General features: G+C 40.1%; 21 protein-coding genes. 4 read left to right on the top strand and 17 right to left on the bottom strand.

The window, feature by feature from the left end; all coding sequences use genetic code 11:
• Positions 1 to 2 precede the first annotated feature (2 nt).
• The 11 genes from ACZ1G6_RS09565 to ACZ1G6_RS09615 all read right to left on the bottom strand — a co-directional run bounded on the left by ACZ1G6_RS09565 (position 3) and on the right by ACZ1G6_RS09615 (position 14,635).
• A complete protein-coding gene (locus ACZ1G6_RS09565) occupies positions 3 to 1,496 on the bottom strand; it encodes a tryptophan halogenase family protein (RefSeq protein ID WP_472616097.1) in 1,494 nt (497 codons plus the stop codon).
• 15 nt (positions 1,497 to 1,511) lie between these two features.
• On the bottom strand, positions 1,512 to 1,919 hold the full coding sequence (locus ACZ1G6_RS09570) for a cupin-like domain-containing protein (RefSeq protein WP_472616098.1): 408 nt from the start codon (positions 1,917 to 1,919) through the stop codon (positions 1,512 to 1,514).
• A complete protein-coding gene (locus ACZ1G6_RS09575; RefSeq protein WP_472616099.1) occupies positions 1,912 to 2,493 on the bottom strand; it encodes a cupin-like domain-containing protein in 582 nt (193 codons plus the stop codon). Before ACZ1G6_RS09575 ends, ACZ1G6_RS09570 begins: the two co-directional genes overlap by 8 nt.
• Positions 2,494 to 2,537: 44 nt before the next feature.
• Positions 2,538 to 3,266 (bottom strand): SapC family protein, encoded by a 729-nt coding sequence (locus ACZ1G6_RS09580; protein WP_472616100.1) that lies wholly within the window; start codon positions 3,264 to 3,266, stop codon positions 2,538 to 2,540.
• A 45-nt stretch (positions 3,267 to 3,311) separates the two neighbouring features.
• Entirely contained in the window at positions 3,312 to 4,862 is a 1,551-nt protein-coding gene (locus tag ACZ1G6_RS09585) for a tryptophan halogenase family protein (protein WP_472616101.1), read from the bottom strand.
• A 114-nt stretch (positions 4,863 to 4,976) separates the two neighbouring features.
• On the bottom strand, positions 4,977 to 7,946 hold the full coding sequence (locus ACZ1G6_RS09590) for a TonB-dependent receptor (protein WP_472616102.1): 2,970 nt from the start codon (positions 7,944 to 7,946) through the stop codon (positions 4,977 to 4,979).
• A 647-nt stretch (positions 7,947 to 8,593) separates the two neighbouring features.
• Positions 8,594 to 10,909, bottom strand: coding sequence for a methyl-accepting chemotaxis protein (locus ACZ1G6_RS09595; protein WP_472616103.1), 2,316 nt, complete (start codon positions 10,907 to 10,909; stop codon positions 8,594 to 8,596).
• Between the two features lie 88 nt (positions 10,910 to 10,997).
• Positions 10,998 to 11,798: a HugZ family pyridoxamine 5'-phosphate oxidase gene (locus ACZ1G6_RS09600; RefSeq protein ID WP_472616104.1), complete on the bottom strand. Its 801-nt coding sequence runs from the start codon at positions 11,796 to 11,798 to the stop codon at positions 10,998 to 11,000.
• 10 nt (positions 11,799 to 11,808) lie between these two features.
• Positions 11,809 to 12,600: an ABC transporter ATP-binding protein gene (locus ACZ1G6_RS09605; RefSeq protein ID WP_472616105.1), complete on the bottom strand. Its 792-nt coding sequence runs from the start codon at positions 12,598 to 12,600 to the stop codon at positions 11,809 to 11,811.
• The gene (locus ACZ1G6_RS09610; RefSeq protein WP_472616106.1) at positions 12,593 to 13,735 is read right to left on the bottom strand and encodes a FecCD family ABC transporter permease; all 1,143 of its coding nucleotides are present in this window, start codon (positions 13,733 to 13,735) and stop codon (positions 12,593 to 12,595) included. Before ACZ1G6_RS09610 ends, ACZ1G6_RS09605 begins: the two co-directional genes overlap by 8 nt.
• A 141-nt stretch (positions 13,736 to 13,876) precedes the next feature.
• A complete protein-coding gene (locus ACZ1G6_RS09615; RefSeq protein ID WP_472616107.1) occupies positions 13,877 to 14,635 on the bottom strand; it encodes a heme/hemin ABC transporter substrate-binding protein in 759 nt (252 codons plus the stop codon).
• A 90-nt stretch (positions 14,636 to 14,725) separates the two neighbouring features.
• On the opposite strand from ACZ1G6_RS09615, the gene ACZ1G6_RS09620 reads away from it, so the two are divergent.
• Entirely contained in the window at positions 14,726 to 16,102 is a 1,377-nt protein-coding gene (locus tag ACZ1G6_RS09620) for a TonB-dependent receptor plug domain-containing protein (RefSeq protein WP_472616108.1), read from the top strand.
• Between the two features lie 22 nt (positions 16,103 to 16,124).
• Positions 16,125 to 16,985, top strand: coding sequence for a TonB-dependent receptor domain-containing protein (locus tag ACZ1G6_RS09625; RefSeq protein WP_472616109.1), 861 nt, complete (start codon positions 16,125 to 16,127; stop codon positions 16,983 to 16,985).
• Positions 16,986 to 16,994: 9 nt separating this feature from the next.
• Here the strand turns inward: ACZ1G6_RS09625 and ACZ1G6_RS09630 are convergent, their stop codons facing one another.
• Positions 16,995 to 17,405, bottom strand: coding sequence for a MerC domain-containing protein (locus ACZ1G6_RS09630; protein ID WP_472616110.1), 411 nt, complete (start codon positions 17,403 to 17,405; stop codon positions 16,995 to 16,997).
• A 173-nt stretch (positions 17,406 to 17,578) separates the two neighbouring features.
• Between ACZ1G6_RS09630 and ACZ1G6_RS09635 the strand changes: the two genes are divergently transcribed.
• The gene (locus ACZ1G6_RS09635) at positions 17,579 to 18,883 is read left to right on the top strand and encodes an HAD family acid phosphatase (protein ID WP_472616111.1); all 1,305 of its coding nucleotides are present in this window, start codon (positions 17,579 to 17,581) and stop codon (positions 18,881 to 18,883) included.
• Positions 18,834 to 19,247: an HAD family acid phosphatase gene (locus ACZ1G6_RS09640; RefSeq protein WP_472616112.1), complete on the top strand. Its 414-nt coding sequence runs from the start codon at positions 18,834 to 18,836 to the stop codon at positions 19,245 to 19,247. The genes ACZ1G6_RS09635 and ACZ1G6_RS09640 overlap by 50 nt, the downstream gene beginning before the upstream one ends.
• A gap of 58 nt (positions 19,248 to 19,305) precedes the next feature.
• On the opposite strand, the gene ACZ1G6_RS09645 is transcribed toward ACZ1G6_RS09640, so the two are convergent.
• From ACZ1G6_RS09645 to ACZ1G6_RS09665, 5 genes are all read right to left on the bottom strand, one after another.
• Positions 19,306 to 20,088 carry an N-acetylglucosamine-6-phosphate deacetylase gene (locus ACZ1G6_RS09645; protein WP_472616113.1) on the bottom strand — a complete coding sequence of 261 codons (783 nt, stop codon included), beginning with the start codon at positions 20,086 to 20,088 and terminating at the stop codon, positions 19,306 to 19,308.
• Positions 20,048 to 20,416, bottom strand: a complete 369-nt coding sequence (locus tag ACZ1G6_RS09650) for a hypothetical protein (protein ID WP_472616114.1) — start codon at positions 20,414 to 20,416, stop codon at positions 20,048 to 20,050. Before ACZ1G6_RS09650 ends, ACZ1G6_RS09645 begins: the two co-directional genes overlap by 41 nt.
• Positions 20,417 to 20,560: 144 nt before the next feature.
• Positions 20,561 to 21,166, bottom strand: a complete 606-nt coding sequence (locus ACZ1G6_RS09655) for a nuclease-related domain-containing protein (RefSeq protein WP_472618968.1) — start codon at positions 21,164 to 21,166, stop codon at positions 20,561 to 20,563.
• 450 nt (positions 21,167 to 21,616) lie between these two features.
• Positions 21,617 to 22,603, bottom strand: a complete 987-nt coding sequence (locus ACZ1G6_RS09660) for a DUF429 domain-containing protein (protein ID WP_472616115.1) — start codon at positions 22,601 to 22,603, stop codon at positions 21,617 to 21,619.
• A gap of 495 nt (positions 22,604 to 23,098) precedes the next feature.
• Positions 23,099 to 23,806, bottom strand: coding sequence for a hypothetical protein (locus ACZ1G6_RS09665; RefSeq protein WP_472616116.1), 708 nt, complete (start codon positions 23,804 to 23,806; stop codon positions 23,099 to 23,101).
• Positions 23,807 to 23,822: the final 16 nt, after the last annotated feature.

The raw sequence follows: 23,822 nt of genomic DNA on the forward strand, positions 1-23,822 counted from the left end.
ACTTACACAACCTTGCTTTTACAAAAGTGATCAATGAAATCTTTATGCTGCGGAAGGCTTGAAACTCGTTGCCTCACCGTGTTTTTAATCCCGCTTAAAAACTCACTTAGCTCTGCATCATCCATCATATCTACGATTGGATGATATTGCTCAGCTTGTAAGCCTTGTCCAATCATCACCTGTAACCAAGAACTTTCACCAAAAAGTTCATCCAATAGCTTATATACCTTGCCTGTTTGTTTAAATAGCTCAATTCGATGACTCAGGGTTTCAGGCACCGGCATATTACGACAATAGTTCCAAAATGGCGTGTCTTTACGCTGCGTGACATGATAGTGCAAAACAATAAAGTCTCGAATATTTTCAGTTTCAAACATGGTCAAATTATTAAATTGGTCGATGTCTGGTTGACGAATTCCTTGTGAAGGAAAATTTTGGATCAGTCTGATGATACCGCGCTGGATTAAATGAATACTGGTGGATTCTAAGGGTTCAATAAAACCACTCGATAAACCAATAGCAACGCAATTTTTATTCCAGTGTTTACGGCGTGTTCCCGTTCTAAACCGAATTACGCGCGGGTCGGTTGTTGTTTTGCCTTCTACATTATTTAACAAAATCGAACTTGCTTCATCTTCCGACATGTATTTACTACAAAAGACATGTCCGTTACCCGTTCGTGATTGCAAAGGAATGCGCCATTGCCAGCCTGCACCATGAGCAATTGAGCGAGTATATGGCACAGGAGCGCCAACATTTTCTGTTTGTACTGCGATGGCTCTGTCACACGGTAACCAATGAGACCAATCATCGTATCCAGTATTAAGCGCTTGTTCGATTAATAGGCCCTTAAAACCTGAGCAATCTATAAACAGGTCACCTTCAACAACTTGCCCATTTTCCATAGTGAGTGAATCGATATGACCTGATTCATTATTGACATTTACCTTGTCTATTTTCCCTTCTAAACGCTTTACACCGTGGCGCTGTGCAAACTTTCTTAAATATTGAGCATAGCGTGTGGCGTCTAAATGGAATGCGTAGTTGTATTCTTGTTTTGGCATCACAGCAAATTTGTTTTCTCTTGCAGCAAGATGCTCGGCGCAATAATCCCCGATCTCAGGAGTAGCGATGCCCTTTTGTAGACCTTTTAGCCAAAAATGTTGAAAACCTGCAGCCCAACAATCTTTGCCTAAGTAACCAAAAGAGTGCATGTAGTCTTTACCATTATCACGCCAGTTTTCAAAATTAATACCTAATTTGAAGGTTGCATTGGTTTCCATCATAAACTCATCAGTCTTTATCCCTAACAAGCGATGAAAAATATGTAAAGTAGGAATTGTCGCTTCCCCTACACCCACAGTACCGATTGCATCAGACTCAATTAAGGTCACATCTATCGTTTTACCTAATAATTTACCCAGTGCTGCTGCACTCATCCAGCCTGCAGTGCCACCACCTGCAATTACGACTCTTTTTACTTGTTGATTGGGCATTATTTTATCCTCACCTTAACGCTTAAGCTTATTGACCAGCTGTGCTTTCAACTGCACTGCGTTGTTTACATCTAATGGTTTGTTTAACATTCCTCGAGCTTGTTGAGGAATATGATCATTGTCATTGTGCTCATGCTCAAAAACATAATAATCAAATATATTTCGCCACGCATCTCGCTGCGTTTTAGGCAAATTGCGAACACTGAGAATGGCGTGTTTAAGCGCCTCAATTGGAGGTCCCATGTAGTTTGGCGTATCACGCCACCAATGTGTCATTAACACATTAAATGGACTAAAAGCCTCAACATGATGCCACCACATACTGGGTAACACTAATGCATCACCTGGCGATAAGTCTGCTATAACAGCATGCTTAAGTGCCTCTTTAAACTTTGGGTGCTTGCTAAAATCTGGTTTAACCATATCTACTAAACTGATTTCTTGGCCACCTGTAGGCTCGCTCTAATGGACCAATATATAAATTTTCCAGTTGCTCTGGTGGAAATAGTGTAAAGCGCCTTTCACCTAACAAACAACATGCTAAATTAGTTGGAAAATCGTAATGCGCTGCAATTCTTGATTGATTGCCTAACCACACATTGACAAACGCCTCTCGGGCTTGAAGATCGACAAAGTGCTCATCCCTAAACCCCGGAAATAGGCTATCTACAGGTGTTGAACCTACATAAAGAGTTGGAGGTGACGATTCAGTGAAACTTTGCAGCAAACGCTTAAAAAACTGCTCTAAACGTATATTACCTGCAGAAAAATTAAATCCATCAAGCGCGTCATTATAAAAAATACGTCCATGCTGATCGGGGCTTGCAAAACCGGCACTTACTTCATAGCCAGTATAAAAGCCCATAAGATAGTCTAAGGCAGCATTAACATCATTGTTGCAATAATTCACCAAGGGCCAATCTGAGCAGAAGCCTTTTAATACCAGAGGCTGCGAGGACTCTAGCACCTCATACATATGTGGGGAATTTTTCTCCACATGTATATGCTTGACCTTTGGTAACTCACTCAACATGATAATGGCTAGCTTGTTAGTTGCTTGTTTTTAATATCGACTAATTTACGCACGTTCGATTGTGACGCTATTGTCATGTAAATTGCCTGTAAAATTCCTTTCGCATGAAGATCAGCTGCCACTTCGTGGTCCAAGGAGCGTAATTTTTCTTCATTGATGGTATAAAAGCCTACCATACTGTTTTTAGAGCCATCATTAAGTTCAATATCTAAAGTAAAAGACTCTAATAATTGCTGTTCTAAAATAGCACTAACAAACTCTTTATTTTGCGTCATCCCTTCATCAATAATATCTAACATTTCAGCAACTTGGTTTAAGTAAGGGCTTTGAGCACCAAACTCCATGAATAAGGCCTGACCTTGAGTTTTATTTACCCTAGGATTATCCATATCAATGTGGATAACGCGCTGAACTTTTTCTACTCCTTCTTGCATTGTTTTTTGTTTGCCAATCATAAACGGCTGGCGTTTGATCATCATTGGTACGTTCCCAGCATCCCATTTACCATTATTTAGGTATAAGTTCTCATTTTGTTGGAACCCTAAAAGAACAATTGGATAAAATTCACCTGTTTCGGCAGATTTTTGAAAAAAGATGGGATAATCTGCTTGAATCGTTCTAAATTCTGATGGGAACGTGGGGCAATACCATAAATTATCACCATATTGCTCGCCAAAGTCTGTTAGTACTTTCAGTTCTTGATGTTCAACGCTATTGAGCATTACTGGGTTTGCCATTCTTTTTCCTATACTTCCATTTTTATAATTAAATTAATCGCTTTACTACAAAGCGGGAAAACCGTATTGGTCTACCTTTTTTAGCAATTCTTTGGTACTAGACAGCATGCCACTTAACTGCTGTGTTTTTTGTTGATTTTCGGTAAATAGCGCTTGGGCTCTTTGACGTTTCGACTGCCATGCACCATCACTAAAATCGGTTTCAAAGCCCATTCCATAAAGCACGTATTGGTAACTTGCAGAAGGAAACATTTCATCTTTTAGCATTTGATCATGTACGTAAGGACTTTGATGTTTCCACAAGGTTAATAAATCCAATAGACCTTGAGGTGTAGACGCTTCGTTTCGCATATCAATCCAATACTGAGAATCATCTCTTTCACTAAGCACGTAGTGTAGCTTTAAAAACTCAATGATTTTTTCCCAGCGATGGGTAAACACCTTATTGAAGCGATTAGCAATAATTGGCATGCAATCTCTATTTGCCGGCAACTGTTGTGCAACATATTGCGCTGATAACTCTATTAATACTAAAGCAGAAGCTTCTAAAGGTTCAACAAAACCAGCTGATAAGCCTATCGCTACTGCATTTTTGTGCCAAAATTCTTGCCTATACCCTGACTTAAAGGCTATTTTTCTAATATCAAGTGTATCAGCGTCAACGCCACCTGTTTGCTTAACATAGTTTCTTAAGGTCTGTTCGACGTGGGCTTCGCTCGTATAGTCACTGGCATATACATGCCCTACACCGCGACGCGTTGGTAATCCAATATCCCAAATCCAACCATTTTTTTGTGCACTGCCAATGGTACACGACGCAACATGATGATTATCGCTAGGATAAGGCACTTGCATCGCCAAGGCCGTATCATTAAACAAAAAATCGGTAGTTGGAGTAAGTCCCACCTTGTAATGTTGCTCAATCAACACACCTGCAAAACCAGTACAATCAATGAACAAATCACCGGGAACTTTTTGCTCATTGGCAAGCATTAAGTAATCTATATAACCTTGTTTATCGTTTTGTACATGCTTAACTTGTTCACATATAAAGTGAACGCCTAAGTTATCAATACAATGTTGCTTTAAAAATTCACCAAACTTGCCCGCATTTAAGTGATAGCCATAGTTAAGTGCAAAGCTATATTCTGGTGTAGATATTAATTTAGGGGATAAATGATTGTCGCTTACGCGACTTTGAGGACAAACTGCATCAGCGAAACTTACTTGATCTCGATGGGCATGCCAAAATGGCGCTAAATTAAGTTCAGAGTATCCTATAGGAAGCGTAAAAGGGTGATAATAGTGTTCACCTGAAGCGCGGCGCCAATTTTCAAATTTAGAACCTTGTTTGAAACTCACATCGCAACACTTGATGAAGTCCGATTCTTTTACGCCAATTGAACGCAAAGTATTGCGCATGGACGGCCAAGTACCCTCGCCCACACCTATAGGCGGAATACCAGGTGCTTCTACGAGCGTGATGTGAACATTGTCATTGGTCTTACATTTGTGTTGTGCAGCTATTATTGCTGCCGTAAGCCAACCTGCACTGCCACCACCCACTACAACAATCTTCTTTGCATGGCTATGCATTAACACTAACCTACTTTTTCATCTCTTCGACTACATCTATAGTCTGTTTTTTTATTGTTAGGATAAAAGAGCCACATACGTGGCTCTTTATCGTTTTCTAGCTAACTTTTCAGCTTAGAAAATATAGCGTACGCCTATATTGTATCGGGCGCCAGTCTGAGTCAAGTTTAGAACTTGTTCAGTGGCTCGGCCGACAACACGGGTGTATTCATCAGTGATATTGATTGCTTCAACAAACACTGACAGGCCTTCGTATTGCTCGAACTCATAGCTCGCATTTAAGTCAAATTGCTGGTACTGCTCGGTATACTGAGGATTAGCACCAGTGCCTTGACCACGTGAATTTAAGAACTCGTCACGCCAGTTATAAGCTAATCGAATAGACAAGCCATCTTTTTCATATATACCCACTAAGTTTGCTGTATCACTTAGCCCAATTACCGCAGGTTGATCTTCCAACAAGAAGTTATTGTACTCAAGGTCAGCATCAGTATAGGTATAGTTAGCTTGTAAGCCGAAACCTGTGTCACTAAAGAAATGCTGAGCAGAGAACTCTAAACCACTGACTCGTCGGCTATCTTCACCATTAACAGGGGTGCTAATTTCAAAGCTAAATGGGTTATCGGTAGCTGGGTCGCCTGTAATGACGCCATTTGCAACATCAACAAAAGGTGAATCAGCAAAATTGGCAAATATATAGTCACGAATTTGCAAACCACTCGCACCCGCCGGCAATGCCGCGACTGCTGCATCATATTTAGCACCATCAGCCGGATTAGCAATATCAAATGGCGCTGCATCAACCACTTCGTTAGCAATAAAATTAACAACGTCTTTGGTATAGTAACCCACGGCTACGTAACTTGAATCGCCATAGTAATATTCAATGCCAATATCATAATTAGTTGATTCTAATGGTAACAAGTTTGGATTACCCGCAGAACCTGTCGCACCGGCTCTGTTAGCTAGGTTGCCTACACTGGTACCACCTAGAAGTGCTGAGTAATCGGCACGTGCAATGGTTTTACTTGCCGCTGCACGTAATATGATGTCGTCAGTTAATTCATAAGACAGATTTAAGCTTGGTAGCCAATAATCGTAGTCACCTTGCTGCGACAGGAATTGACGCCCATCTTCAGTCAACGCTATTTCTGTTTCGGCTATCCATCTTGCTCCATTAAAGGCAACAACCGCTGATTCTGAATCAACATCCGTTTTTTCATAGCGCATACCAACATTCATAGACAGTGGTCTCTGTGCAACCTCTGTTTCCCAATTAAACTTAACATATGCCGAAGTCGTTTCTTCATCTGTTGTTCGGTCTTCTTGCGAAGCCCAGTCAGTTGATGGACAGAAGCCATGACCACAATCGCCCACAACTGACGAAGGATAAAGCGTAGCCGCCGCGGCAACAAGTGCCTCAAAGTCCCAGAAGAAAACGGTATCTAGTGCTTCGAAATTAGCAATAGAAGGGTTGTTTAACTGATTAGCAACACTGAAATCACCGCCGCTGGCATCAAATCTATCTCGGAAAGTTGAACGCTCAAACCATGAAGGATCTAAATCGCCCGCTTCGCCAACGCCGCCCCAGTCATTTCTTTGAACATTAACGTTTTGCACTCGGTTTGATACATCATTATGCGCAATACCAAAATCGATGCTCATCGAATCGTTAAGATAGTAATCAAAATCAATTTGGGTTTGACTAATTTCTTGGCGGTTCTTACCGTTGCCAAATACACTGCCCGTTACGCGCATATCAGTCGGTTGCACCGTATTACCACCACCAACAGAAAGTACTGGTAAATCACCTGAGAAATCAGTTGCCGCATGAGTTCTAACAAAAGCAGCAGTTGATACGTTAGGCGCGGTTCCATAAGGGCCGTTTGGCCCCCATTTACCAGTTGAAGAGTGATGATCAACTGTCATTTTCAAATCTTCATTGATTTGCCAATCAATATTCAAACCAACAGAAGAGGTTTGTGCCTTTGTTGCTCCTTGACCAGCCGCCATACTCAAATCTGCAGGTGCATCATAAACTTCAGAGTACAATAACGGCGATGAAATTGGTCCATCTGTCCATACGTTTTCAGATGGGACAAAGTTAAACCAAGCAGATACGTCTTGATGCTGTGTATCTATTTCATTTTCAAAATAAGTAAAATCAAGTGTTGCAGTTAATGAGTCCATAGGGCGATATTGCAACACCAATTGACCATTTGTACGCGTGCGTTGTTGTTCTTCAAATCGATAAACCGTAGTTTGAGGTACCGAATAGATATCCCCTTCACCCGGACGGTTTATTTGTGAATCTCCATTTGGAACACCACCCCAATCAGTCGGGTTAGCAGAGCCCCAATCGTTATCCGTAGGACCATCAAACGAGCGCCAACCTGTGCCTACTTGCGCACTATTGTTGCCACTTTCACGTTCTTGAATGCTCCCGGTAAGTGATATACCAAACACACCGCTATCATCAACATAAGAGTAGATACCAGCGATTTCAGGTGTCACATCACCTTCATCAGTTGAAGTATCATTAACTAGTTTAAGAGAAACCGCGCCTTTGGTTGCACCAGATTGCAAAGGTTTATTCGTCAAGATATCAATGACTGAACCTATACCCCCTGTCGCAACACCAGCATCACCAGTCTTGTATATATTAACGCCGGTAATACCCTCAGCAGCAATATTGGCAAAGTCAAATGAACGAGAGCCAGTTGTATTAGGCAATTGTCGACCATTTAACATTACTAGGTTTTGCTCAGGCCCCCAACCACGAACAGTCACTCTTGAACCTTCACCGTTGCTTCTATCAATAGCAACACCGGCAATCCTTTGTAATGACTCGGCTAGGTTAGTATCAGGGAATTTACCAATGTCTTCAGCCGAGATAGCATCTACCACCCCAACGCTTGTTCTTTTGGTATCCATTGCTCGCATTAAACTGCCACGAACGCCCGTTACTTCAATGATCTCAGTGTCAGCGCTTGATTCTTGAGCTAAAACGCCAGCAGACGCAGTCCCTAAAACCATTGCTATTGTCACCGCCAAAGGCTTTTTCATTAAGTTTGCCTTATTCACGATATGTTTCTCCTAAGTAGTGTGTGCTTAACTTCTGTTTCTTATTTCACTAATTGCCACTGATGGTTACCAAAAATCGCATAACCACCAGTAGTTGCAATTTGGACATCGCTTTAACTAGTTTGAGTCGATAGTCAATCAACTCATGCTTAAAACCTAATTTGGAAAAATGTAACTTAATCGTCATTACTTAACGTCGCCACACCATACTTAATGTGACAAACATGTTAAGCAATTTCTTCATTCTTCCGTTTAAAGGTATGAAAACGCTTTATCTATCTCGCTTTATACCGTTAAAATTAAAAAATTTTCTATTACGTTACAATTATGTTAACCAACTTAACAAATTATCAGTAGGATATTATCGTCTGATGATGCAACAAAATCGGCACTGACCAAATTTAGATAAACAACAATTTGCAACGAAACGCCTATTTAATGGCGACTTAATCGATTAACAAAGCTTTGTGATTTTGGCGTTAATATTTATTGCAAGACTCTTCTATGAACATCTTGTTATGTTTGTAAAATAAACGTTAACGTTAAATAAATTAAAATACGAAAGAAATGGGATGAGATGGTCGCATCTAAAGGTAGATGCGAAGTGGTCTGATCATTGGTGTTAATATTTAGGTAGAAAAGTGGATTTAAGTCCTGAATCTATCAACCGCTGATTGCAATCGATGGGCAACATCAGACAATGCTGACGCAGCTGCTTGTGTTTCATTCGATGCAATAGTCAGCTCGTCTGATGATTCAGATACTCGTGTCATGCTCGCTTTAATTGCAACACTTGTATTAGCTTGCTCGCTAGTAGCACTGGCAACATCTTGATTGATGCAAACAAGGTCTTCAATACCTTGATTCATTTCATCTAGACTCGCGTTGACTTCTCTAACCAAGGTGATCCCTTCAGTTGCAGAACCGGTCGCTTTGTCCATTCTGATAACTGCATTCTCTGCTACGTCAGTCAAGCTCCTGATTTTATTTTGAATTTCAATAGTACTGTCTTGAGTACGAGACGCTAAGGTGCGAACTTCATCGGCGACGACCGAAAAGCCGCGCCCATGTTCACCCGCTCTTGCGGCTTCAATTGCCGCATTTAACGCCAAAAGATTGGTTTGATCAGCAATAGCGTCAATGACAACGAGTACTTCTTTGATATTGATTACTTGCTCTTTAAGTTCAGTGATAGCCTTTGATGTTGTTGCCATTTCATCAACAAGCTGCTCAATATTTTTAGCCGCAATTTTACTACGCTCGTTATCTTGACTTGTGCGATTTTGAGCATCTAACATGCCTTGTGAAGCTCTTTGTGAAAAGTCCGTTACTTTTACAATGTTTTGATTAAATTCATGGATTGCGTTAGATACTTCTTGGGTTTGCGCGTTTTGTTCACTTGCTGCTGCATTTGACTGGGCGGTAGTTGCATTTAACTGCTCACTTGCCGATGCGATGGATTCAGCATTATTTTGGACTTCTAAAATAATGCCTCGAAGTTGTGATATAAACGCATTGAATCCTTTGCTGATTGCGTTTATCTCAAGCACTGATGATTTTGGTAGAGCAATCGTAAGATCTGCATCACCTGAGTTGAGCTCTTGAAATTTATTGGTGATTTCACTTAAAGGGTTAATAAGCCTTTTTGCCATATAAAATGCAATAATTGAAAATAACAAAGTAAGCCCAAGGACGCATGTGACAACTGTACCAATTAATTCAACAGATAGAGCTTCACTTGCTTGAAATGCCTCAGCTTCATCCATTTCAGCTAATATAGCCCAGCGTAAGTTCCCAAACTCAATCGGGGAATACGACGAAAGTACGTTTTCTCCACGATAGTCCACCACGCTGGTAAATCCGTCGTTACCTAACAGTGCTTGCATAACCGAAGTACCATCTGCGCTTAGCGTGGCAATTGTTGTTCCAGCTTGGGCAATCTTATTTGCAGTATTGGGATCACTAGCACGTAAACTGTCAACAAAGCCTTCTTTGTCTTCTAGATAAAACCGACTTTCACTTCTAAGGGTTTTGTCTTCGCCGACTAAATATGTTTCAACTGTCTTACCAAAGCCTCGCTCCGACCAAAGCTGATCATGAGTCATGATATTATTTAGCGTATCAATCGGCATTTGAAAAATTAGTACCGCAAGCAATGTGTCACCATCATAAATAGGGCTTGAAATAAATCCTGCGGGCGCTTCATATGATGGTTTATAAGGTGAGAAACTAGTGACATAAAACTCATTGGCTTTTAGTCTTCGTCCTTTTTCGTAGGCTTGAGCAATGCCAGAGTTTCGATAAGGCCCTGTTTTTAAGTTGGTGGCAAAATCAAGCTCTTTAAATACACTGTAAATAATATCGCCTTTTTGACCATCAACAATAAATAGGTCGTAATAGGCAAAATCTGCTACAAAGCGTGAAAAGTCTTCATGATAACGCTTATGAACGCTATCGTATTGAGTATTAGTGCCGGCGCTTTGCAGAGAATCTTTGCTGCCTAATTCAAACTTGTTTAATGCAATGTAATCCACTTGCATTTTTGAAGCCTGTGGGGACAAACCGTCTAAAATTTTATTTATATCGGCAGATTGATTATTCAGTGTTTGGTATTTACTGCCAAATTCTTGAGTATAAAAACGGCGCAATGCATCTTGGTCTGATGGCGAGGCAATTGCGTTATCGTTTGCATAAAAGCTTTGTATAAAGCTTTTGCTTGCTTCAATAGTATTTTGATGGGACGCCATGCCAGTTAATTGTGTGGCAATTGTCTCAAAGTACGCTTCAATTTGCTTTTTAACGAGCGTTTTTTGTGCAATCAATTTTTGAGAGCTTTCTTGATAGGTCGAAGATTTTATGCGATCAACGCTTAGAATAACGACAAACATGCCCAAAAATATTAATGATATAGCCACCGATGTAGCAATACTTATTGTCCAACGAAGCTTTAACGAAGTGCGCATGTTGCCCTTAAATTAACTGATTTTCTATAAGTGTTTAACGGCAACATCCTTGTGTTACTTTAGTGAGATTTCTTATAAAACGCAGACCTTATGCAACAATAGATTCATTACTTTTAATTTGCTTGTCTAGTAAATCGCGTCTTGATAGCTGGGTGAGATCAACCATTGCTTTGCGCAAGTCATAATCATCACAAATGGGCTGTAAAAACTCAACAAAATCAATTGTACTTTTTTCATCTACGCAATGACCTGATGGCAAAATAGTGTAATGAAACCCGTGTTGGAAACAAGTAAGCATCTTCACACTTCCTTGTTCTATAAATTTTTCAGCAAATCTAGTACTTTGATGATTAACAATCAGTGCCAATGCATCAGCATGATCCTCATGCATATGATCTATAGCGGATTGGGTGTTACTTGATATAGCTTGCATAAGTGTTTGCCATTCATCTTGGGAAAACCAGTAAATTTCACCAAATCCGCCGATATATCTTACTTTGTAAGTTCGAATCAAATAAAACCTAAAATCATGTGCTTGCACATATGCTTTAGCTTGCGGAAATAGTGTCATGTATTGTGCCTGCAAATCACTTGATACTTCATCGGCACTGGCGCTTCCCATAATAGTAACCCGTGCATTTGCTTGACTGTCGTCTCCAGACGCATCATAAACACAAAGACTGACCTTTTCGTTGGCTTTCATATTGCGAGAATGCTGAGCAATATCCGAAGCATATATCACAAGGTCGCCATTTTGCGTCATTAAAAATGGAGTGACTGAACCAAATGGGAAGCCTTTCAAAGAAAGGCTAACCGTAGATAATACACCTGAATGTTGTTTTCTTAGTAGTCTAGCTGCGTTATGCATATGTGTTTGTTTGTTGTCCATGCTTCTTCCTTTATGATAAAACGTTTGATGCTTGTAAATGATAAAATCGGGATGCATTGATTTGATGAGTAATCAATTCACCGTAAGTGTTAAAACACTGATTTAAAATGGGCTCAGAAAATACGTCTTGTGTATTACCTGACGCTAATATTTCACCTTGTTTGAGCACAACAAGGTTGTGCGCAAGCGCGCTCACTTGGTTAATATCATGATCAATAATAATTACCGTGCCTTGTTGTTGTTGAAATGCTAATAAATACCGATACAAGAGCATTGTTTGCTTGATATCTAATGCACTGGCAGGCTCATCTAAAAGCAAACATTTACCAGCCATATTGTCATTTTCGTACAATTGCAAATACGCCCTGACAAATTCGATAATTTGCTTTTCACCACCTGATAAGCTAGTAAGATCGCGCAACAAAAAATCGGTAATAAGAAAGCGCTTGGCGATTGCCATTACCAAAGTTTGGGTCTGTTGCCTTGTTTGGCTATATTGCACACGTGCCAATACTAAATAGTCCAATACCGTCATGCTAAATACATTGGGTTGTGCTTGCGCGATATATGCACGCTTCATGCTAAGTTCACGCAAGCAGTAGTTTGCAATTGGAGTATTACAAAAGCGCACAGCTTGATTCGCTTGTGGAAACTCACCTAACAAACATTTGAGCAAGCTCGATTTACCAGCACCATTAGCACCAATAATTGCAGTGATTTTTTCACTTTCAAAGCGATATGTAAGCTTATTTAGTAGTGTTTTTGTGCCAACTGTTACACTAGCATTGTCTAAATCAAACATGACTAAACTTCCTTTTTTCTTTTATGATTAAATACAAGAAAAACGGTACGCCTACCAAGGATGTAATTAGGCCTATTGGCAGCTCTGCAGGTATGACTAAAGTGCGAGCAAATATATCTGCCATGGCAACTAGTAAAGCACCACATAGCAGACTGCTTGGCAAAAGAATGTGTAGATGGCTACTAATAAACATTCGACAAACATGAGGCACAACCAAACCAACAAAACCAACTATTCCCGTAAAACTGACACAAACTGCCACAACTGCCGCTACCATCCACAGGCTAATAAGCTTCAATTGTTGTGTATCGATGCCTTGATATTTTGCATGTTGCTGCGAAATACTCATGAGCATTAGCGCTTGTTTATTTCGCCAAAAATAAGCTATGGCAATAACAATAGGAATGATAGTAATTGCAACAACTTCATATGAAACGCCAGCATAACTGCCCATGCTCCAAAATGTAATTTGGCGTAATGTGGCATCGTCAACTACATATTGAATTAATCCTAGCAACGACATGGCGCCTGCATTGATTGCAACACCGGCTAGTATCAATAATAAGGTGTTCATACCACTAGCAGCACTTGCAATGCGTAGCACTATCAATAATGCCAAACCTGCACCAGCAAAGGCGCTTATTGGGACCAAATAGGCGTGTAAATAAACAGGCAAAGTGTCAGACGTAAAGGCATGCAAAGCAGCTGAACTACTCGACATGCTTAATATCGCAATTGCGATACCTGCAAATAAAGCAGCACCAGATGATACACCTATTAAACCGGGGTCTGCTAAAGGGTTTCGGCAAATCGCTTGAAGCGCTACACCGCACAAAGCTAAACCTGCGCCCGTCACTAAAGTCATTGATAAACGCGGTAAACGAATATCCCACAAGATAGTATGCGTAAGCACAAGATCGCTTGCTATTTCCTCATTGCCAAACGAAGTTAAACTCAGATGTGAACCAAGCCAATACAGCAATTTCACATCAGCAGCGCCTGCATTAAGTGCAGTCACTATGGTTACGCCCAGCAATAGTAACAAAGCAACAAATTTACGCTGGTACGATAAAGAAAGCTGCGTTAGCTCATTTTGCATCGATTTTGAACCAAGCACTTCAATTCTGTGTTGCATGTTACAACAATCCGACTTGCTGATTATCAAGCACGGTTTCTAATGTGTCTTGAACGGCTAAAGGCAGCCTAGGGGTCATACCTAAGAATAATAAAGAATCAACAATATGAACTTGACAGCCACGACGCGCAGCCCACAGTTTTAAAGGGGCTTGTCACACATTTGCTGTGCAGAAAGTCCTCCACTTGTATGCTGTGCAATAAAAATATGCTCAGGGTTGTTAACTAATAATGACTCTGTTGAAATTATATCGAAACCGTTTAATTGAACATACGGGTTGTTGATACCCGCTAAAGTCATAATCAAATTAGGTACTGTATCATTGCCCGCAGCCATCATGCCTCTCTCATTTGCAGACATTAAAAACACCGCACTTTGGGCACTATTTTTACTAAGGGGCTGGATTGAGGCTAATTGTTTTGTAATTTTTTGAACTAAGTCATTTGATTCATTCACTAAGCCGGTCTGATTGCCAATGTCTCTCACAAGCTGTAATAAGCCTTCAACCGTTTTTTCTTGTTCAAATAAATGAAGGCTTATACCAGTTTGTTCTATTTGCTCGAGTCCAGCTTGAGGCCCTGCTCCGCGCATCGCAAATAAATGTGTTGGCTGCATTGATAACACGCCTTCAACACTAAGCTGACGATAGTAACCCACTTTAGGTAAGGCGTTAACGTATGAAGGATAAGAGCTGCTGGTATCTGTTGCGACAAGTGTAATGTTATTGGCACTATTAGCCTTTAATGCATATAAAATTTCAGTCACACTGCCACCGGCGCTGATAATTCTTTTTTCATTCATTGTCTTAGCAACTTGGCTTGCAGCCATACTCACCTTCAGTATTAATAGCGCAACAAGCATAAAACGCGCAAGACTAAAAAGCGCTTTTGAGACTTTCATAACAGGTCCTTAAAATAATAATTTTTACTTGTTGCAAATAATAATAATTCGCATTAGCATTTGCGTCAACAAAAACTTAAAGGACTTTTTATGCGAGCCAACTCCCCTATTTTTTCGCTCTCTTTTTTCGTAGCAATGGCTGTCTCGGGTAGCTATTTAATTAACCATAATAGTGTAATGGCTGAATACGCCGACAATGCAAATAGTGTTGCAGCCGACACAGCAATAGAAAGTATTACCATTAGCGGCACAAGAACAGCACGAGAAATAAATGAAATTGCAGCCAGTGTAACGTCTATCAGTAGTCAACAAATCGACGCAATCGCTGCAAACAATATTCGTGATTTACTGCGCTATGAGCCAGGCGTGTCTGTTGAAGGCAGCGGACGCTATGGTTTATCTAGTTTTAATATTAGAGGTATCAGTGGCGATCGCGTTCTTATTCTTGTTGATGGTATTCCAATTGCTGATGAATTTAGTTTTGGTCCAAACCTGTCTTCTGGTCGCGACGCAGTAGATATAGATTTAGTGAAATCAGTGGATATTGTGCGCGGTCCAGCATCAACCTTATATGGTAGTGATGCAATAGGCGGCGTTGTTGCTTTTAACACAAAAGACCCTATCGATTTAGTCGGTGATGCTACTGGGTATGCTGGTCGATTGAAATTAGCCTATGCTAGTCAGTCAAATGAAAAAAGCGCTAATGCTTTATTGGCCGGTGTTCACGACAGCTGGCAATGGATGTTGCATGCTGGGATGCGCAACGGGGATGAAACAAAGTCATTTTATAACGACAATGCTCTTGGAGATTTGAGAAACAGTGCAGATCCACAGTCAAATGAATCAAATAGCGTGTTAGGTAAATTAATTTATCAAGCAAATCAAACCCACAGACTTGAGCTAAGTGCCGAGCACTTTATGCAATCTAGCGATACGAATTTGTTATCAGAAGTAAACACCGTTGTCAGAGGGACTACCACCCTTCAAAGCTTAGGTTTTGACGAGCAAGAACGCAATCGAGTATCAATACAATACTTATACCAAGCACCAACACACGAACATTTAAAGCGAATCAAATTACTAAGCTTTTACCAAGACTCACTCACCAATCAGCACACCGAATTGACGCGTGTATCGCTTGTACCAAATTCGTCTGCATTTTTTAGAACACGAGATAGTCAGTTCGAGCAAGTAACAAAAGGCCTTAATGCTCAATTTGATCATGAATTTACCTTCGGTGCACAGCACTACTTAATTTATGGTGTTGTATACGAACAGACCGATTCAGAAGCTTTGCGTGAAGGACAAACACTCGATAGTGTTAGCGGACAAAATATACCAGAGTTTAGTGTATTCCCAGCTCGCGATTTCCCGATATCAAGCCTGCAAGAGCGTTCTGCATTTATACAAAATGAAATACAACTACTTGAAGGTAAATTACGCTTGAGTCCATGGCATACGCTATGACAGCTTTAAACTAAGCCCTACATTGGATGATTTATTTACTTCGGCAAACCCTGGTGTTGAAGTATCACCATTTAGCGACAGCCAATTGTCTAAGAAACTAGGCGCATTGTATCAATTATCATCAGATTACAGTGTGTGGTTACAATATGCAGAAGGATTTAGAATACCACCAATGGATGATGTCAATGTTGGCTTTACCAACTTTTTAGGGCGATACACCTCTTTAGCCAACCCCAACTTATTACCCGAAAGTGTTGATAGTATTGAGATTGGTTTGCGTGGCAACAGTGATGCTTTGTCATGGTCCTTAAGTGCTTATCAAAATGATTATGATAATTTTATCGAGTCTTTGGCCTATGCGGGGATTGCCGATAATGGCTTTACCTTATTCCAAGCCACTAATTTAGATAGTGTTGAGATTTCAGGTATTGAAGGACAATTTGTTTGGTACATGGGAGAAACGTTTATTGATGCAGATGCATGGCAAATCCGTGCAAGTTTTAGTATCCAAGACTCTGAAGATAAAACTACCGGATTAGCACTTGAATCAATACTGCCTAATCAAACCGTGTTGGGCTTGCAGTATAATGACTATGATGATCCATGGCGCGCTGAATTAATCGCTACACACACTAGCAAAGCTAAGGCAATTGACATAGACGATGCTGCGACATTTTTCGAAGCCCCAAGTCATGTCACCTTAGATTTATTAGGTCATTATCGCATCAACGACGACATCACTATTAACCTCGGCATTTTCAATATCACTGATAAGGAGTATTGGCTTGCATCAGAGGTTAGAGGACAGCCCACTGATAGCAACCTTCGCCCTTTTACTTCGGTAGGACGAAACGCTTCTATCAATATAGTAATGACCTTTTAAACAAAAGTGCTAGGTGACATGTTGGCGTTGTGAGCCTAGTGTACTGGCTCGGCGAAGCTGGAGATTGCGAATATGGCCATATGCAATCAACACTGAACCAATAATGGTTAAAATGACTTCGCCAGCATGCCCTACTATATCATGGGCCAATACAGCGCTAGATAATAATAACATGCCACTTAGGCTGACAATTAAGACATGTTTGAAACGGTGTTGCAGATAGCCCGACACAATGGCAAAAAGGCTAATTGGTATCACCGCAAACACAAGCCAAGCGTGAATCGCTTCATTGTTTAATACTAATAAAATAGACATGGTAGGAAGTGCCAGTAACGCGAGCGGCAATGCGATACAGTGCATAACGCAAAGTACAGACAATATAATCGCTGATTTATCAGTGGAATTTATTAACTTGTTCATTATTAACTCTTTTACCAACGGTGATTGTTAGGTCGACTTGCAGTGCCATATTTTTCTATCAATATTGTTTAATATGATAAGAGCAAGGACTATACGCGTCCTGCATAGCGGTGTTACACTATAACATATCAGGATAATACACAAATTTCGACTTTTCTATTACTGAGAACAACATGAACAAATTAATACCGCTCACTGCCCTTTTAAGCATGGCCATCGCCTCGACATTATCAACTACTGCCTTAGCAAGCTTATCTGCACCAACAGCAATGGTATTGCCATCAATTAGTACAACAATGGCAAAGGATATACACTATTCAGTGAATAATTTGCGCGTTGCAACGTGGAACGTTGAGCATTTAGCTTATCCTATTGACCAAGGTTGCAAACCCCGTACGCAAAACGAGCTAGCGCTTATGCGTGAATATGTTGCAAATGTAAATGCAGACATTTTTGCCTTGCAAGAAGTAGGCTCATTGCAAGCAGTACGTTTACTCTTTCCTGAAAGTGACTGGCAAGTCTTTATGTCACCGCGTAAAGACAGTGAATCATTCACCTGCCGAGACAATGAAAATGCATCAACACAGCAAAAAGTCGCATATGCAGTACGTAAAGGTATTGATGTAAGCAATGTTGAAGGCTTGTCTACTTTGGCACTTGAACGTCCGGGACTTCGTTATGGGTTGGAGCTAGATATCGAGACGCCATTTGGCCCAATAAGCTTATTAAATGTGCATATGAAATCTGGTTGTTTTGTTGATAACTATAGTCGCTCTGACTCTGATGCTTGCCAGACGTTTGCTAAGCAAGCACCACTGCTAGATGCTTGGTTTGAAAGTAAAGAAAAAGAAGGCGCACAATATATTGTGCTAGGTGATTTTAATCACCGCTTAAGTGCGCCATATAATCATCTAAGCCAAGCTTTGTTTTCAAATACCGATGGCAGTGAATCAAGTTTAGTCAATACCACTGCTAACTTAATTGGTTGCCACCCATGGTATCCGGCACCAATTGATTTGGTGTTTGCTGGTGGCTTGCAAAACAAAGGCTTGCAGTTTACTAGTCAAGCACACGATTTTAAGGACATGGAGCCCAAGAACATGCTCAGTGATCATTGCGCGGTGTCACTTGAAATCGCGACACAAGATCTCAAGCTTAGTAGCGCTGTGAAATGGCAAACTCAAAGTAAAGAATATGCTTTTATTGTTCAAGAGACCTATCAAAATGCAACAAGTGCTCTTGAAGCATTAGCTAACGAGTACGAGGGTGATAACTGGATAGTGGTTATGGATGTTGACGAAACCATACTAGATAACAGCATGTATCAATTGTTGCTAGACAAACAAGGTTTATATTATACACCGAAAAGCTGGACTAAATGGGTACAAAGAGAAGAAGCGGCGCTAGTACCTTGGCGCAAAATCCTTTATGCAAGCAGTATTAGCCAAAGGTGGGAAACTAGCACTTGTAACAAATAGAGAAAAAGCACTCGATAAGCACACATGGACAAACATGATCAATCATGGCTTAGCACTTGATAACCAAAATACTTGCCTAATTGGTCGTTCACAAGCAGATATTGACACAGTTGATGGCGATACAATCATCAATGACAAAGACCTGCGTCGCAAGCAGCTTATACAGGGCACTGCAGATTGTTATGTTCCTGAGACCGCTAATATAAACGCATGGACAAGCAAGAAAAAGATCGTTATGGAGATAGGCGATAATATTGAAGATTTTACCAATGTTACCCAAGAAGATGCGAAGGTTGACGCTCTAATCGAGCAATCGCCGGCACGCTTAATTCTTTTACCTAATCCTATGTATGGGTCATGGTAAGGTATCAGCTAATCAATTAGTTAATTAGCACTGTTTGAAGATTGTTGCGCCATAGCGTTTAAGGCGCAACAATTAGCTCTTGCACCCTTAATTCTTTGTCTAATAGCACCCACTGAGCATCAAAGCCTTTGGCAATGCGGCCTTTGCTTTGCTCTAATTGTAAAAAATTAGCGGGCGTTTTTGATGCCATTATTAACGCATCTTCAACACTGCAAGCTAATAGCCTCACAGCATTTTGTACTGCTGTTTGCATATCCAAAGCAGAGCCTGCTAGGGTGCCATCAGCAACAGTAAGTTTATTTCCATTGCGGGTAATTTCCATACCAGCAAAAGGCAGTACGTTTTGGTCACTACCAACATGGCTCATCGCATCTGTTACCAACATGATTCGACGACTTCCCTTGCATTTGACGGCTAATTGACAGCTGGTAATACTGACATGTTCATTGTCAACAATTAAGCCGCAATAACTCTCATTGCTTAACAAGGCAGCGCCCACCATGCCGCTATTTCTTCCTTGCAAAGGTGACATCGCGTTAAAAAGATGAGTAAAACCTGTCGCGCCTGCGTTTAAAGCATCAAACACTTGTTGATCGCTTGCATTTGAATGGCCTAGGCAGACGATGACACCATGGTTGACAAGGTGCTCTATTGTTTGCGGACTAACATTTTCTGGCGCAAGGGTGACGCAAACTCGCCCGATGTCTTTTCGAGTAAATAAGCGCATTTCTTGCTCAGATATTGCTCTAATATGCTCAACGGGATGAATACCCTTTCGCGGGATACTTAAATGGGGGCCTTCAAAATGTATCCCGATAATACCAAGGCATCTTATTGTCAATCGCTTTAGCTACCGCATCAGCTGCATTTGTCATGACAGATAAGTCGTCGGTAATTACTGTAGGTAACAATGAGCCTGTCCCATAAGTTGCATGTGCTTGAGACATACATGTTAAGGTCTCGTAAGTCGGCTCGTTATTAAACAGCAAACCACCACCACCATTGACTTGAACGTCGATATACGCTGGCGCAAGTAAGCCTGATAAAATGATATCAGCTTGCTCGGGTTTGCCGCTGGTTACGCTAAGAACTTTTGCGTTTTCAGTTACAATGACTTGGTTGGTTTGAATAACGTTTCCATCAAACACCTGTGGAGCAAAATATTTCATAGTCAAAACGATTCTTTATCAGATTTTTGGTAGTGATTTAAAGCCAAGATAACAGATTAAGCTTAAGATGATAATGACAGTTAGCGTAACTGATTTAACCAATGGCAAATCTTAAATAGTAACCATGTTAGGCAAATTCATTTTTTATGCCTCAATAATGTTTCTGCATTTAGGAAATCCACTACACCCCCAAAATTCAATCCCTGCATTTTTACCTTTAGTTGCTTTACGTAACACCATTTGAGCACCACAATTAGAGCATACTTTCGAATCTAGTTTAGTCTCTACTATTTCTCGTACATGCTTAATATGTTGTCGATTAGTTTTAAAACTTCGCTCTAGCCTACCGCTTTCAATCTGCTCAATAACATTTACAACTTCTTCTGCATTGAAAACAATGTCTGTTTTGCTTTTGATATATTCAATACCACCACGAGCAAACCTGACATTCTCTGGCATTTTAGTTTTAAAGGTACTATCACCAATAAATATGATGACTGAGAATAGACTATCATTCTTTGCGTTTAAACAAGTTTCTAAGGTTTTGACATGCTTATAATTTTGGTGAAGCGGGTTTTGAAATTTTGTTTTGTGTTTAAAGATTTGTTGAGTCCATTGCTTTTGATTAGCACTGCCAAAGATCCAGCCCTTCATGTTCTTCGTTTCAACAACAAAGATTCCAAATTTAGAAACGATGATGTGGTCAATCTGAGTTGTTCCGTCATCTGTTGGAAGCGTTACATTTTTTATAAGGTGATACTCATTTTTGTTTAAAAAAACTTAATGAGCATGTTTACTTGCCACTCACCCATTATGCCTTTAAACCATGCAGATTTAATGACGATTGTAAATATGAAGATCGGTATTAAATACCAGGCGGTACTCATCACCATGTTAAAGTAAATTGATAAATCCATTTAAAATATAATCCTTAATTTAAATTACCAAGAAGCATATCGGTATAGCCACATTATAGTCATATGTGAACACATGATATTTTTTATTCAAGACTTCGGTTTTCGCTTATCTTGCACATACGTACCATTGCCACTCTTTAGTTTTACCTCGAAAAGGTCGATTGCCATAAATAAGTCTTTGATCTTGTTAAATCCATAGTTACGTTGAATCGCATGACGCATCCCCTTATAATATCTATAACAAACAATGAAAGATGCAAAATCTGTTGATTAGTTTTTTACCTTATAAAAACTTGGCTTTAAACTCGTTTTTTCGACTCGTCGGTTCATTGTTAGATAAACCTTTGCATTTATGTGCTGCATGCGCGTCCCAGCCCCAAGGCCAGCGTTTAAAGGTATAATTCCTACAAGCAGGGCATAACTTTGAATGATCGCTACTGGAATTACCAAGGCTTTTACTTGCCGCAGACCTTCTTTTATTGTTTTTCATTGAAGGGGCGCCTTGTGCCAACTGCTTAAAACGCAGGTTATCTAGCTTAGGTAAATAGATGGCATCAGCTTCTTCAACATTGCCGATAGCGACTCTTTCCGTCTCGGGCAAACTAGCGATCCAAGCAGCACCGTACGCATCTACTTTATCATGCATTGGTCCTTTGCAAATACTTGACACTTTATCCCAATCGGCTTGGGAAGATGGCCAACCAGTGTATTGACTTATGGCACGCAATTGAACAATAGCTTGGTCGTCTTTCATCTTATGCTTACCTGCTACTCCAAGAACTTTTGCCGTTGCATGAGGATACACTTCAATACATTTAGCAACGCTTTTAAGCGCATCAGCAATCGCAAATCCTGCCAACATAAAAAGTTGCATAGAGTGGGGTAAGGCATTTTGTTTACCATCATTTTCAAGATGCTGTTTTACTTTAAGTTTAATTGTTGCAAAGTCAGATTCTGATGGGGTTGCGTAACAGTTAATTCTTAGTCTATCTAACTCTTGCTCTGCAAGACGGCGCTTAAGCCGAGTGTCTCGTGCCCTTAGAGGTGAATCAATTGCAATACATATTGGCTTAAGTTCGTATTTTTTGCAGATGGCTACAAGATAGTCTTTGATACGTTTGGCATATAACTCATTATTAGCATCAGCTAGAGTGCTAATATTTCCTAATCCCTTTGGAGGCTGCATAGCTTCATCAGCCAAGCTGAGGGGTACAAGCTTTTCATCCTGCAGATAACAAATAGTGATTGGGCAACGCTTTTTTTTGCACATGCTACATCGATACCTATATATGCTTCCACTTCAATCTCCTAATTTAATTTACGCCTTCAAACATTCTTGCACCGCTGTATCAAATACAAATAAACAATCCTAGGGTCCAACACACTAATCAATTTTGCAATACATATTGACACTATATAGTTTTAAACACTTTTGCGTTGGTTTGTTACGACAAACATATAATAACTTTTCAAGTTTCTAATCAGGTCTGAAATAAATTATCAATTTAATCTTTGTACTTGTAGAGGTAGGTTGATTTTGATAGAAAGAAACCCCGTAAATACGGGGCTTCAGTGTTCTTGCTACAAGAATCTGGCGAAGAGAGGGATTTGCTCCTTTCTTTTCTGTACACTACAGGCCACGTGGGTTATAAGCGTATTAAGCATTGTGGCAGAGTGTTGTGGCAGATGTAAATCTGAGTGATAGTGACATAGATCACGCGCGTCATGTTCCCTATTCTTCGGATGTAAAAATTCTTCCTATTTACTAAACTTGCCCTTGCATAAACGAAACGTAGTTCCAAATAATCGAATCAAGTAATTTGGCATTAGTTATATTGTCTATGGCGCTTATGTCGATATCTAGACTAAATTTCTTTATTATCAAGTCGGCTGTGATGTTTGCTTTCAATTTTTCCCTAGCAATCTCAAAGAAGCCGTCGCTTTGCAATAATTCGAGGTCTGATGTAAATAAAGCTGTTAACCTGCTATAGATAGCTACAGCACTATTTACTCGTTTTTCGTAAGTTTTTCCCGAGACTGAGGGTAGAAAATAGTACGTGGAAACTAAGCTATCATAGATAGGCATCTCGGCATTAATCGTGTGAAATACTTTTGATGAGTAGCTAAAGTTAACTTGTTTATTGTTTAATTCAATAATATCGCGAAGACTAGCACCTGAATCGTTACCTACGTTCACTGATTTGCGTATAAACTCGAAAGTCACGTGCTTTTGGTTACTTTGCATTCTCGCCATAGCGTAAAGTTTCGTGAAATTCTGTGTAAATTTATTGAAAACCGTATCTATTTCGTTGCTAATCTGATTATTACTTTGCTTGTTTGAAAGGGATTTCAACTGTTCGAAATCAGACATTACCTGACAGTATAAAAGAATATTTTCTTCCAGTTTATTGAAAAACTTATTCTTTTGAGGCGATAGTAGAACCTCAATATTTTGGATGTTGATATTTCTCATCAATTTCTCATTAAGT

It is taken from the genome of Glaciecola sp. HA4-3 (assembly GCF_055693685.1).

Bases quoted from the DNA above. Each gene is read 5' to 3' on its own strand.
- ACZ1G6_RS09565 (WP_472616097.1), bottom strand. From the start codon at position 1,496: ATGCCCAATCAACAAGTAAAAAGAGTCGTAATTGCAGGTGGTGGCACT.
- ACZ1G6_RS09570 (WP_472616098.1), bottom strand. From the start codon at position 1,919: ATGGTTAAACCAGATTTTAGCAAGCACCCAAAGTTTAAAGAGGCACTT.
- ACZ1G6_RS09580 (WP_472616100.1), bottom strand. From the start codon at position 3,266: ATGGCAAACCCAGTAATGCTCAATAGCGTTGAACATCAAGAACTGAAA.
- ACZ1G6_RS09585 (WP_472616101.1), bottom strand. From the start codon at position 4,862: ATGCATAGCCATGCAAAGAAGATTGTTGTAGTGGGTGGTGGCAGTGCA.
- ACZ1G6_RS09595 (WP_472616103.1), bottom strand. From the start codon at position 10,909: ATGCGCACTTCGTTAAAGCTTCGTTGGACAATAAGTATTGCTACATCG.
- ACZ1G6_RS09600 (WP_472616104.1), bottom strand. From the start codon at position 11,798: ATGGACAACAAACAAACACATATGCATAACGCAGCTAGACTACTAAGA.
- ACZ1G6_RS09605 (WP_472616105.1), bottom strand. From the start codon at position 12,600: ATGTTTGATTTAGACAATGCTAGTGTAACAGTTGGCACAAAAACACTA.
- ACZ1G6_RS09610 (WP_472616106.1), bottom strand. From the start codon at position 13,735: ATGCAACACAGAATTGAAGTGCTTGGTTCAAAATCGATGCAAAATGAG.
- ACZ1G6_RS09615 (WP_472616107.1), bottom strand. From the start codon at position 14,635: ATGAAAGTCTCAAAAGCGCTTTTTAGTCTTGCGCGTTTTATGCTTGTT.
- ACZ1G6_RS09620 (WP_472616108.1), top strand. From the start codon at position 14,726: ATGCGAGCCAACTCCCCTATTTTTTCGCTCTCTTTTTTCGTAGCAATG.
- ACZ1G6_RS09630 (WP_472616110.1), bottom strand. From the start codon at position 17,405: ATGAACAAGTTAATAAATTCCACTGATAAATCAGCGATTATATTGTCT.
- ACZ1G6_RS09635 (WP_472616111.1), top strand. From the start codon at position 17,579: ATGAACAAATTAATACCGCTCACTGCCCTTTTAAGCATGGCCATCGCC.
- ACZ1G6_RS09640 (WP_472616112.1), top strand. From the start codon at position 18,834: ATGCAAGCAGTATTAGCCAAAGGTGGGAAACTAGCACTTGTAACAAAT.
- ACZ1G6_RS09650 (WP_472616114.1), bottom strand. From the start codon at position 20,416: ATGAAATATTTTGCTCCACAGGTGTTTGATGGAAACGTTATTCAAACC.
- ACZ1G6_RS09660 (WP_472616115.1), bottom strand. From the start codon at position 22,603: ATGTGCAAAAAAAAGCGTTGCCCAATCACTATTTGTTATCTGCAGGAT.
- ACZ1G6_RS09665 (WP_472616116.1), bottom strand. From the start codon at position 23,806: ATGAGAAATATCAACATCCAAAATATTGAGGTTCTACTATCGCCTCAA.